Below are 12,364 nucleotides of genomic sequence, written 5' to 3'. Positions count from 1 at the left end.
TAATGAACAAAACAATCAATATTCAGGATACGTTTCTGAACCAATTGCGCAAAGACAGCGTCCCGGTTACGGTATATTTGACCAATGGGTTCCAGATTCGCGGAGTTATTAAAGCATTCGACAATTTCACCATTGTGATCGACAGTGATGGACGTCAGCAAATGGTGTACAAGCATGCCATTTCAACGTTTACCCCACAACGCAATGTTTCGCTGGTACAACAAGATACAAACAACGAGGCCTAAACCATCGACTGGACCGTTTTGAAACTTTTTTAAAACGTGTTACGTTTAATTGGATAGCGGCACGACAGAGCAACCCGCCCACGTGCAGGGTTGTTCTTTTCGTTACCGGCTATGTCGCAGGATCATCGTCAGGCGGATTCGCACCGGGTTGTAGCGGGGAATTGATATGGACGGATTTTTGCAGCAAACGGATTTTTTTGCAAGACAGGTAAGAATATAAATATAAAGCGGGAATACCCGCAAGCGAGCAGGAGGGGAGCCGGACTATGGTTGATGAGACACGCAACAAGAAGAAACCGGTAAAAAAGAAGGGGAAAAAGAAATTTTCAAAAAAGAAAGCTGCTGTCTGGTTATTCTTTACCGGGGCAGTCGCCATTGTGTGCGGTATTATTGCATACTTGCTTATTATTCTAAACGGGGAACGGATCCTTGCGGATAATCAGGATAAATTGGAATTGGCTGAAGCTTCCATCATTTATGATGCCGGCGGCCAAGGTGTAACCAAGCTGTACCGGGAAAACCGTGAAAATGTGGAATTTGCAGAAATTCCGGAGCTGCTCAGAAGTGCCTTTATCGCAACAGAGGACCAGCGTTTTGAAGAGCATTCCGGGATTGACCTGTGGTCAATTGGCCGTGCGCTGGTTAAGGACGTGATTTCACGAAGCGCGGCTGAAGGCGGAAGCACCATCACGCAGCAGTTGGCCAAAAATCTGTTTCTGAACCAGGACAAAACGTTCTTCCGGAAAGCGACGGAAGCTTCCATTGCCGTTGCGCTTGAGCATAAAAAAACCAAAGACGAAATATTGACGATGTATCTCAATCGTATCTTTTTTGGGAAAACGGCATACGGGGTCAAGGCTGCAGCCAAGATCTACTTCAATAAACCACTGGATCAGCTTGAGCTATGGGAAATGGCGACCCTGGCCGGGATTCCGAAGGCGCCAAGCAATTATAATCCGATCAGCGATCCGGAGCGTTCCAAAAAGCGCCGTTCGGTCGTTTTACAATTAATGTACGAGCAGAAGTATATTACGGAGGAACAAAAAGATGAAGCCAATGCGGCGGAATACAATCCGAATATTGCGACGACCAATAGTCAGAAGTATCCAGCCTTCATTGACACAGTAGTCAGCGAGGCGGAGAAGAGAGCTAATTTGACCGAGGAGCAGCTGCGCCTTGGCGGCTATAAAATTTACACGACGCTCAATACCAACGCGCAATCGACGATCGAAAAGGAATTCGCGGATGCTGAAAATTTCGAGAATAGTGTGGATGATCAGAAGGTACAGGGCGCAATGGTGATCATTGATCACCGCAGCGGCAACATTCAAGGTCTTGCCGGCGGACGCGATTACGAGAAGAAAGGCCTGAACCGCGTTAATGTACCCCGCCAGCCGGGTTCCGGGTTCAAGCCGGTTACCGTATATGGACCTGCAATTGATTCCGGAGACTGGTTCCCGTGGTCAATCGTCATGGATGAGAAAAAATGCTACGGCAATTATTGCCCAAGCGATTCCAACGCAAAAAAATATATCGGACCGATCAGCATCCGGCAGTCCATCAAGGAATCCCGAAATGCTTCTGCCGTATGGCTGCTCAATGAGATCGGCGTAAAAACCGGGTTGAATTTTGCCGAGAAGCTCGGATTCAATCTTGATGCGAAGAATGACCGCAACCTCTCAATCGGATTGGGCGGTTTGACCGATGGCGTTACACCGATGCAAATGGCTGCGGCCTTTAGCGCTTTTGCCAATCAAGGAAAGTCTGTAGATCCTCACACCATACTGAAAATCGTCGATACCAATGACGAAACGGTCTATGAATATAATGCGCCCGCAGTCAAGCAGGTCATGAAGAAGGAAACCGCCTACTACATGACCGATATTATGCAGGGCGTGCTGGAAAAAGGCGGAACGGGCACAAGGGCTAGAATCGACCGTCCGGTGGCGGGCAAAACGGGAACGACGCAGCATGGTATCCCGAACTACAGCTCCAGTTACAACCGCGATGCCTGGTTCTCCGGCTATACCGCGGAGTGGACGGCTGTCGTATGGATGGGCTATGACAAAACCGACAAGACTCATTTACTGAAAAACAGCAGCGGACAGTCCGCCGCTTTATTCAGCAAGGTAATGAAAGCGGCGATGAAAGGAATGCCCGTTAATTATTTTCCGAAACCGAAAAATATCGAAGTGGAGGAAAAACAACCGCCGGCAGGTGTTCAAAACTTGAATGCCGCCTATGATCCGCAGAGTGTCACAGTCAAGTTGTCCTGGGATGCGCTGGCAGGGGCGGAATACACGTACCGGGTATACCGCAAAGAAGCAAATGAAACGGACTTCATGCGTTTAATGGATTCCCTTGTAGGAACTGGCATCGATGATATGAGCGTCGCGCAGGGGCTTTCATATGAGTATTATGTAACGGCCTATAATGCCAAGGATGGATTGGAAAGCGCTCCTTCTGCTACCGTGAAGGTAGAAGTACCGGCGGAAGAGTTGCCACCAGACCTTGAGGTGCCCGAGGTTCCCGGTACAAACCCGGATAACCCTGAGAACCCGGATCTTCCTGGTGATGATGGAGGTCCAGATGGCACCGGACCGGGTAATAACGGTCCCGGTAACGGTGGCCAAGGCAATGGAAATGGAAATGGTAATGGTAATGGAAATTCCGGTAATGGTAATCCCGATAATGGAGGCCCGGGCAATGGAACGGGTGGAAACGGCGGGCAAAACAATGGTGCAGGCAATCCCGATACCGGCGGTGAGTCTCCAAATACGGGCGAGCCCAGCCAAGGTGGAGAAAACTCACCTGCTGGGGCCGTTCCTGACCCGGGAACCGGCTCCAGCTCCGTTAATCAGCCTCCAATCGATGGAACGAATCCTTCAGAAGGAGCCGAAACTCCCGTTCCGTAAGCTGTGGAAGCCGTAAACGAATAATCTGGGGCAGGAGAAGACTGCCTTGCCGATTCCGGTTTAGTATCTCGGCTTTGAGGCACAATAGTTCTATAATGGAAGAAGCTGCTTTCCGCAACAGAAGCAGGCTTGCGCCATATGATAAAGACAGAAGAGATTTTTTTGGTTGAATTCGGTGTGTGATTATCCCAATCCGCTGGAGATGGGTGGTAAGTTGTGGTAAGCTTTTTTAACCGGAAGAGACGGCGTTAGCCGTTTCTTCTTGAATACCGGATTTGTTGTACGTACACTCCAAAAGATGTCTACTTCTTTTAGTGATCCTAACGGAAAGGTCGTTCCGTATGAAACGTAAATTTTCTGACCGAGCCAATTGGCGGCGCATTCTCCGAAGAAGCTATACCTGTATGAATATGGATGGCGATGAATTCAAGGGAATGGTCACGTTATACCGCATACACGAACTGCGCGAGCCGCTTTGGAAGGAATATAACGGACGCCGGCTTTGCTTGGCTGACCGTGGTTATTTATGGATGCAGCATTTTCCGCGGGGCGAGAATTTCGTAGTGACAACGATGTTCGATGACAAGAACCGCGTTGTTCAATGGTATATCGATATTTGCAAAACCCAGGGCCTGACGGACCAGCAGGTTCCCTGGTTTGATGATCTATATCTGGATGTCGTCGTTCTGCCTAGCGGTGAAGTGTTTCTCATGGATGAAGACGAGCTTGAAGATGCGCTGCGGCAGGGAATCGTGACGAACAAGGACGCTGCTCTTGCACGCAAAACGGCAGGAAAAGTACTTTCTACCATCCGGAGCGGGCGTTTTCGTTATTTCACGCTCAGTCTGAAGCACCGCAAAGCTCTTGTTGTGCAAAGCGGTGAAGTGAGCGAATCTTGAGCCCGCCTATGGTCAAGCCGCGCACCAAAAAGCGATCCCGCAAAAAACTGCGCATATTCAAAATCTCGATGCGGTTCGCAATTTGGGCAGCGGCATTTGCCGCATTCTGGTTTGGATATTTGTTCTGGCTCATTAACAATTATGAAATGCCAAAGCCGATTCCTCAAGCAGATGCCGCTATTGTGCTCGGCGCAGCCCTATGGAACGATGTTCCAAGCCCTGGGCTTAAGGAACGTCTTGATTATGCGCTTGGATTGTACAAGCAGGGAATCACGCAGCATTTTATACTGACGGGCGGCCATGATCATAACGGTTCCACGATTACCGAAGCTGAAGGCATGAAGAATTATCTGGTAAGCAAAGGAATCCCGGCTGGTCAGCTGATTCTGGAAAATGACGCCAGAAGCACCTATGAGAATTTGCTATTCAGCAAGCCCCTAGCCAAGCGGGAGGGCTGGAACAATTTGCTCATCATTACGCATGATTATCATTCTGCGCGTTCAGCGGATATCGCCCGGTATTTGGGATATAGCAATTCGGAGGTTATCGGTTTCAAATCCCAGGTGCTTTCGGTCTCCAAGAACCAGACCCGGGAATTATTTGCCTTTACCAAATGGAAGCTGGACTCCCTGCTACTTCGCATTGGACTGCAGTCGCCCGATACCCCGTTTTAGCACTCCGGCTATGATCTTTGTCTTTGGAAACTGTTAATATGGCCGGTTTCGCTAGAATACAATGGATCAAGCGGCGCATGCGGGTTTATAGGCGGTCCTTCGGTCCTTATTCTTTCTCCGCACGCATGATGACGTGATTAATGCGTAAAGCGAAGGATAGGTGATGGTATAGATGAACGAACGCGTCGTCTCATCGGGTCAGTCCGGCGTCACAAGGCCCTCAAGACAAATCAACGTCGTATTGCGCAGCCAGGAGACTTTTGCGGCTGCAGGTACCGCTCAGGCGCTAGAACCGGAAATGGCCGGTTCGGCGCTCAAAGCCATGCCTGCGAATGATCCTTATGCCGAGATTCAGCGTGAGCTTGATCCCATGGTGGGGCTTGAAAATGTCAAGCTGCTTGTTTATGAAATCTTCGCATTGCTTCAAATCAACCGAATGCGATCAGAGGCAGGTTTGTCGGGCGGCTCGCATGTCTATCATATGATTTTCAAAGGAAATCCGGGTACGGGTAAAACGACCATTGCCCGCATCATTGCAAAGCTGATGAACAAAATGGGCGTGCTCACCAAAGGACATTTGATCGAGGTGGAGCGGGCGGATCTTGTAGGGGAATATATCGGCCATACCGCCCAGAAAACGCGCGATCTTGTGCGCAAAGCGATGGGTGGGGTGTTGTTTGTAGATGAAGCGTACAGTCTGGCGCGCGGGGGCGAGAAGGATTTCGGCAAGGAAGCTATCGATACGCTGGTTAAGGCAATGGAAGATCACCGCAATCAATTTGTGCTGATCCTGGCCGGATACCCGGTAGAAATCGAAGATTTTCTGATGACGAATCCCGGTTTGCCCTCGCGTTTTCCCATTCAGATTGATTTCGCCGACTATTCCATTGACCAGCTGATCCAAATTGCGGAGCTGATGGCGGCACAGCGTGACTACACGCTTATGCCCCAATCCCTGTTTAAACTGCGCCAGCATCTTATGCAGGAGAAGACCGCTTCGTTATATTCATTCAGCAATGCGCGGTATGTCCGCAATGCGATCGAAAAAGCTTTTCGTCATCAGGCGGTTCGCTTGTTGAATCAATATCCGCAAGCCTCGCCTAGCAAAATGGAATTGATGGCCATCCGGCCAGAGGATTTGAAATGGGAACAAAAACAAGGTTGAAGGGGTTGGCAGATTTTATATGCGACAATCAACATACGATACAGACAATGAGCTCCGCGACCGCGCCATACTTGTCAGCCTGGTAACGACGGAAGTAAAAAGGGGGGACGCCGATCCCGAGCTTTCCTTGCAGGAACTTGTCAGCCTGGCGGAGACGGCCGGAAGCGAAGTGCTCTCCACGATCACCCAGAACAAAGAAACCCGGGATCCCAAATGGTTTATCGGTAAAGGGAAAGTAGAAGAGTTAAGGGCCGTAGCCGAAGAACTTGGCGCCACTACGGCTATTTTCGATCAGGAGCTTTCCGGTGCTCAAGTTAGAAATCTGGAGGCTGCGCTGGATTTAAAAATTATCGACCGTACACAGCTGATTCTTGATATTTTTGCCCAGCGGGCCAAAACCCGGGAAGGGATTATTCAGGTCGAGCTAGCCCAGTTGAGCTATCTGCTGCCGCGCTTGTCCGGTCAAGGCAAAAATTTATCGCGGCTTGGTGGAGGTATCGGGACCCGGGGGCCAGGTGAAACCAAGCTTGAAACCGACCGCCGTCATATACGCGACAGGATCAATGATCTGAAAACGGTACTCGATGAGGTTGTCCGCCACCGGACTCTTCACCGCGAACGGCGGCGCAAGTCAGGCGTTCAACAGGTAGCTCTGGTCGGGTATACCAATGCAGGGAAATCCACGCTGCTGCGCGAATTAACTAGAGCGGATGTCTATGTGGAGGACCAGTTGTTTGCTACGCTTGATCCAACCTCCCGCAGCCTTGAGCTGCCAAGCGGCAAAGAAGTGGTGCTGACCGATACGGTTGGCTTTATTCAAAATTTGCCGCATGACCTGATTGCTGCTTTTCGGGCAACACTGGAAGAAGTATGCGAAGCGGATCTTGTTCTTCATGTGGTGGACAGCTCTTCGCCGATGCGAAACGAACAAATGACCGTGGTGGACAAAATTCTTTCGGAGCTTGGGGCGGCAGGCAAACCGCAGCTTACGATTTTTAATAAAATCGACAAATACAATCCTGACGAGCTGGGAGTGCTGCCGGCTAAAGGGCAGGATGTCCTGGAAATAAGCGCGTTTTCGGCGGATGACCTGCTTCGGCTGCGTGAAATGATCCAGGAGAAAATGACGGGAGATACCCGTACTTTTGTGCTTCCTGCCGAGCGGGGCGATCTGATCGCTCTAGCTTACCGGACCGGTGAGGTGACCAGTCAGGAAGTGGATGGCGATATGCTTCGGCTGACGGTCGAATTGAACAAACAGGATTATGAGGTTCACGGGTACAAGCTGGAAGCTTTTACGGAGCAGTAGACGGGATCTGCCATTCTGCGTCTAAGAAAGAAGAGTATGGATACATTCATAAGGAGAGACAAAACATCGTGGTTGAGCAGGAGAATACCAACTGGACGACACTCGAGCAGTGGGCGGAAGCGGCCGAAGAACAGGCTGCTCCCGTATTTCGAAGGATGGACAAGATTGCGGAACGAAATCAATGGAAAGTGATTCAGGCTTTTCAGAAGCACCGTGTCAGCGATTTTCATTTTAATGGTTCCACGGGCTACGGATATAACGACAGCGGGCGGGAAGTGCTCGACTTGGTGTATGCCGATATATTTGGGGCGGAAGCGGCGCTTGTTCGCCCTCATTTTGTTTCTGGCACTCACACGATCAGCTGTGCGCTGTTCGGTCTTTTGCGGCCAGGCGAGGAGCTTCTTTACATAACAGGAAGACCTTATGACACCTTACATAAAGTAATCGGAAAGCCTGGCGACGGAACAGGCTCCCTTCAGGATTTTGGAATCAAGTATACCGAAGTGGATCTGTCTGCTGACGGCTCCATTCACTGGGAGCATGTCGTTTCCAGCATCTCCGAGAGCACGAAGGTCATTGGGATTCAGCGTTCACGCGGTTATGAATGGCGCTCATCGTTTACCGTTGCCCAGATCGGTGAAATGGTGAAGCGGGTCAAAGCAGTCAAACCGGATGTTCTTGTTTTTGTCGATAATTGCTACGGGGAATTTACGGAAGAGCTGGAGCCTACCCAGGTTGGAGCGGATCTGATTGCGGGATCGCTGATCAAGAATCCGGGCGGGGGGATCGCTCCTACGGGCGGGTATGTAGCCGGGACGAAGGATGCCGTGGAGAAGACCGCCTACCGTCTGACGGCTCCGGGAATCGGTGGCGAAGTCGGCGCGACACTGGGCACGCTACGGGCAATGTATCAGGGCCTTTTTCTGGCTCCGCATTTGGTAGGACAAGCCCTGAAAGGCAGTGCATTTGCCGCGTTGATGTTCCAGCATATCGGTTTTGAGACCAATCCGCCATGGAACGCCGGGCGGACAGATCTTATTCAGGCGGTACGCTTTGCGGAAGCCCGGCAGCTCATCGCCTTTGTCCAGGGCGTCCAGAGGGCTGCCGCTGTGGATGCCCATGTGGTGCCTGAGCCTTCGGAAATGCCTGGTTACGACTACCCTGTTATTATGGCCGCCGGAACCTTCATGCAGGGCGGCAGTCTGGAACTGTCTGCGGATGCACCTATCCGCGAGCCATACATTGCTTATATGCAGGGCGGACTTACCTATGCCCATGTCAAATACGGGGTTTTAAAGGCTTTGATGACGCTTGCAGAGAGAGAGTTAATTGTAATTAAACCTCACATATCTTGACAGATTTTTGAGGGAGGGTTACAATAAGGATTATCTCGGATACTGGAAGGTTGATGTGACATGGCTGACGATATACGTAGAAATATGGCGCTTTTTCCAATCGGAATCGTCATGAAACTGACCGACTTAACCGCTCGGCAAATCCGTTATTATGAGCAGCATGAACTGATTATTCCCGCACGAACCGGGGGCAATCAGCGGTTATTTTCGTTCAACGACGTGGAAAGGCTGCTGGAAATCAAATCTTTGATTGAGAAAGGCGTCAATATCGCCGGCATCAAGCAGGTGATGAATCCGGTTTCCAAGGAATCGGAAGAGGCAACCGTTCTAAGTGAGCAATCCGAGGTGAAGCGTCGTGAGCTGTCGGACGCACAGCTGCATCGATTGCTCAAGCAGCAGGTGTTGGAGAATAGACCTGGCAGAGCCTCGATGATTCAAGGTCAGTTGTCTCGTTTCTATAACAAAAAGTAAATCTGAACCATTATTCCATGAGGAGATGATTTGAGTGGGTTATACCAGAGAAGACATACTGCGCACGACGAAAGAAGAGAATGTTCGATTCATCCGACTTCAATTTACCGATCTTCTGGGAACGATCAAGAATGTGGAAATTCCGGTAAGCCAATTGGAAAAAGCCCTTGATAATAAAATGATGTTTGACGGTTCCTCCATAGAAGGTTATGTCCGCATTGAGGAATCCGATATGTATTTATATCCTGACCTGGACACCTGGGTCATATTCCCCTGGGTAGCGGAAGACCGCATCGCCCGTCTGATTTGCGATATTTATATGCCGGATGGCACGCCATTTGCCGGTGATCCGCGCGGTATCCTGAAGCGTGCGTTGAAAGAGGCGGAAGAGCAAGGGTACTCGGCCATGAATGTTGGTCCTGAGCCGGAGTTTTTCCTTTTCAAGACCGACGAGAAAGGCGACCCCACTACAGAACTGAACGACCAGGGCGGTTACTTCGACCTTGCTCCGATGGACTTGGGCGAGAATTGCCGGCGCGAAATCGTCCTTACGCTGGAGGAGATGGGTTTCGAAATCGAAGCGTCTCATCATGAGGTTGCCCCTGGGCAGCATGAGATTGATTTCAAATACGCCAGCGCGATCAAGGCAGCTGACCAAATCCAAACCTTTAAGCTGGTTGTTAAAACGATTGCCCGTCAGCATGGCCTTCATGCCTCCTTTATGCCTAAGCCGTTGTTCGGCGTGAACGGCTCGGGTATGCATTGTCACCAATCGCTGTTCAAAGGCAAGGAAAATGCTTTCTACGATGAGTCCGATAAAGTGGGCTTAAGCACGGATGCCCGTCATTATATGGCCGGAATCCTTCGTCATGCGCGTGCCTTCGCCGCCATCACGAACCCGACGGTCAACTCGTACAAGCGTTTGGTTCCAGGCTATGAGGCTCCGTGTTATGTCGCCTGGTCTGCCAGCAATCGCAGCCCGATGATTCGTATTCCGGCATCCCGTGGACTCAGTACCCGTGTCGAAGTAAGAAACCCGGATCCGGCTGCCAACCCTTACCTGGCCCTGGCTGTCATGCTCAGAGCAGGTCTGGATGGTATCAAGCAGAAGCTGCCGCTCCCGGCTCCAACCGACCGGAATGTTTACATTATGACCGAGGAAGAGCGTATCGATGAAGGTATTCCAAGCCTGCCGGAGAACCTTAAAGAAGCGCTTGATGAAATGCTTCGCGACGATGTCATTTGCGATGCTCTTGGCGATCACGCCCTGTCTCATTTCTTTGAACTGAAAGAAATCGAGTGGGATATGTACAGGACGCAGGTTCACCAATGGGAACGCGATCAATACATGACGCTTTACTAGAATATTCAATCCCTTGACGCCAATGGCGTTGAGGGGTTTTTTAGTTTCGTCAATCACCAAGCACCCCGGGTTACAATAGGTGGAAGGACCTTGAAGTTCGGATTACGTAATAAAATTTCGCCAATCCGGTTATGACTAATAACTGGGCCGTTTGCCGCAGCTTCACCAAATTGAACCAGAGCAGACGAGAAGGAGTCATAAACATGGCGGAAAGAAGCATCCTTGCTTACTTCAAAAGTCCGGACCAAGCAGAAGAAGCGTTGTCACAAATCAAATCGTTAAAGGTTGCAGATAGTGCAGTTGATCGAATTGACGGATACCCTGGCGAGGGGATCGATCACATCGAGAATCCCATTACCGGTGACTTTCCCGGCCTCGGATATCTAACGCTTGGCGGGGATTTCGAGGATCGGGATGCAGGGATATTGGCAGCAACAAGTGTGAGCGCAAGCGGGTACAGCTCAGGAAGCCCTGAAAATAGAGTTACGGGTTATGATATTTTGCTGACAGTTGTCATTGATGAAGCGGATTATGAAAAAGCCTTAAAAATTGTTCAGGATGCCGGGGCGTTATAGAGGGTTCCAATGAAAAAGTTTGCTGTCTTGCCGGTTTAAATGTGGCATTATGCCACAAAAAGAAGAGACTGGTTCAAGCCATGATGGCTAACCAGTCTCTTCTTATGTAAATCTACTAATGAATGTCGCGGAAAAGGCCAATAACCTTACCTAAAATAGTTACATTGCGAAGACGAATTGGCTCCATCGTCGGATTCTCCGGCTGCAGGCGAATGTGGTCGCGTTCGCGGTAAAATGTTTTCACTGTAGCTTCATCATCTTCCGTCATCGCGACAACGATGTCTCCATTTGTAGCAGATTGCTGCTGGCGGACGATAACGTAATCGCCATCATGAATGCCGGCATCGATCATACTCTCACCCATAACGTTAAGGATGAAGACATTGTGGTCGCCAACCTTGCTAGAAGGAAGCGGGTAATAGTCTTCAATATTCTCGGTGGCTGTTATGGGTACACCAGCCGTAACTTTACCGACGATTGGGACCTTAGTGATTGCAACAGGGAAAGGGAATTCGTTGTCGGTCTGATCTAAAATTTCGATAGCTCTTGGTTTGGTTGGATCGCGGCGAATCAGGCCTTTCTTCTCTAAACGGTCCAGATGTCCGTGGACGGTGGAGCTCGAAGCAAGACCAACCGCTTCACCGATTTCCCGGACGGATGGGGGATAACCTTTCTCCCGGACTTCCGTCTTAATGAATTCCAGAATCGCCTGTTGGCGGTTCGATAGTTTCGACACCAGAATCACTCCAAAGGTTCATTTGTGTCAAATTATAACACAGAACCGGAGTTCGTACAAACATAAGTTCGAGAAACATGGGTTCGTATTTTAAGGGGAACAAATGTTCCAAAATGTGTTGACTGCAAACGAGTGTTCGTGTTAGGATGAATCTATCGAAAACAGAACAAACGTTTGGGGTGCTGTTAAATGTTAATGACGATCTCTTCCTATTCCTCTAATTCCTCTACTTTTTCTAAACGTAAGACCGCTAATGATTCCCGGCGTTCTTCTGTCGACAGACGAAAAGTTAAGAGGCTTACAGTACGTTTGATAGCTGCAATGTTGTTTTTTTTCCTCTTGTTTATCGGATTCTCTCTTATGAAGGGGAATGCAGTGAGCGATCATCCGGCTGTGCCTGCTGTCGGTGAGAAACTCATTACGATCAGCGCAGGACAGACACTTTGGGGGATTGCGGGTGAACTGAGGCAGGAAGGGCAGGATATCCGCCGGATTATTTACGATCTGAAAGAAAGAAACAACCTGACTTCCAGCACGTTGACTGCTGGGCAAACCCTGATAATACCAGCGGACTGATGCAGTCCGCTTTTTTTTATTTTCATTCCTGCCGGCCGGGCGCTATCGCCTTGACAATAGAGGATTAAAAATGTCAAAGTA

The 12,364-nt window shown here is 49.8% G+C and carries 12 protein-coding genes; 11 read left to right on the top strand and 1 reads right to left on the bottom strand.

The features are described from left to right. Window positions 1-2: 2 nt before the first annotated feature. The 10 genes from hfq to IEY46_RS10845 all read left to right on the top strand — a co-directional run bounded on the left by hfq (window position 3) and on the right by IEY46_RS10845 (window position 10,971). A complete protein-coding gene (gene hfq / locus IEY46_RS10890) occupies window positions 3-245 on the top strand; it encodes an RNA chaperone Hfq (RefSeq protein WP_188992054.1) in 243 nt (80 codons plus the stop codon). Window positions 246-511: 266 nt separating this feature from the next. Then, window positions 512-3,160: a transglycosylase domain-containing protein gene (locus IEY46_RS10885; RefSeq protein WP_188992053.1), complete on the top strand. Its 2,649-nt coding sequence runs from the start codon at window positions 512-514 to the stop codon at window positions 3,158-3,160. Between the two features lie 341 nt (window positions 3,161-3,501). Further along, window positions 3,502-4,059, top strand: a complete 558-nt coding sequence (locus IEY46_RS10880; protein ID WP_188992052.1) for a ribonuclease FAU-1 family protein — start codon at window positions 3,502-3,504, stop codon at window positions 4,057-4,059. Continuing rightward, window positions 4,056-4,733 carry a YdcF family protein gene (locus IEY46_RS10875; protein WP_229750228.1) on the top strand — a complete coding sequence of 226 codons (678 nt, stop codon included), beginning with the start codon at window positions 4,056-4,058 and terminating at the stop codon, window positions 4,731-4,733. Before IEY46_RS10880 ends, IEY46_RS10875 begins: the two co-directional genes overlap by 4 nt. Before the next feature lie 172 nt (window positions 4,734-4,905). Next, window positions 4,906-5,898 carry an AAA family ATPase gene (locus IEY46_RS10870; RefSeq protein ID WP_188992051.1) on the top strand — a complete coding sequence of 331 codons (993 nt, stop codon included), beginning with the start codon at window positions 4,906-4,908 and terminating at the stop codon, window positions 5,896-5,898. A 19-nt stretch (window positions 5,899-5,917) separates the two neighbouring features. Next, entirely contained in the window at window positions 5,918-7,207 is a 1,290-nt protein-coding gene (hflX, locus tag IEY46_RS10865) for a GTPase HflX (protein WP_188992050.1), read from the top strand. A gap of 68 nt (window positions 7,208-7,275) precedes the next feature. Further along, window positions 7,276-8,562 (top strand): methionine gamma-lyase family protein, encoded by a 1,287-nt coding sequence (locus tag IEY46_RS10860; protein WP_188992049.1) that lies wholly within the window; start codon window positions 7,276-7,278, stop codon window positions 8,560-8,562. A gap of 60 nt (window positions 8,563-8,622) precedes the next feature. Beyond that, complete coding sequence (locus IEY46_RS10855; protein ID WP_188992048.1) at window positions 8,623-9,033, top strand: MerR family transcriptional regulator; 411 nt, start codon at window positions 8,623-8,625, stop codon at window positions 9,031-9,033. 34 nt (window positions 9,034-9,067) lie between these two features. Then, window positions 9,068-10,396 (top strand): type I glutamate--ammonia ligase, encoded by a 1,329-nt coding sequence (gene glnA, locus IEY46_RS10850; protein WP_188992047.1) that lies wholly within the window; start codon window positions 9,068-9,070, stop codon window positions 10,394-10,396. A gap of 203 nt (window positions 10,397-10,599) precedes the next feature. Further along, window positions 10,600-10,971: a hypothetical protein gene (locus IEY46_RS10845; protein WP_188992046.1), complete on the top strand. Its 372-nt coding sequence runs from the start codon at window positions 10,600-10,602 to the stop codon at window positions 10,969-10,971. Window positions 10,972-11,086: 115 nt separating this feature from the next. Here the strand turns inward: IEY46_RS10845 and lexA are convergent, their stop codons facing one another. Further along, entirely contained in the window at window positions 11,087-11,707 is a 621-nt protein-coding gene (lexA, locus tag IEY46_RS10840) for a transcriptional repressor LexA (RefSeq protein ID WP_188992045.1), read from the bottom strand. 189 nt (window positions 11,708-11,896) lie between these two features. Between lexA and IEY46_RS10835 the strand changes: the two genes are divergently transcribed. Further along, entirely contained in the window at window positions 11,897-12,283 is a 387-nt protein-coding gene (locus IEY46_RS10835) for a LysM peptidoglycan-binding domain-containing protein (protein ID WP_229750227.1), read from the top strand. Window positions 12,284-12,364: the final 81 nt, after the last annotated feature.

Origin of the sequence: Paenibacillus nasutitermitis (genome assembly GCF_014641075.1) — a bacterium.
Taxonomy (GTDB): Bacteria; Bacillota; Bacilli; order Paenibacillales; family Paenibacillaceae; genus Paenibacillus_Z; species Paenibacillus_Z nasutitermitis.
Note: the sequence above shows the minus strand (reverse complement) of the source record. Positions and strands in the feature narration are given on the sequence as shown.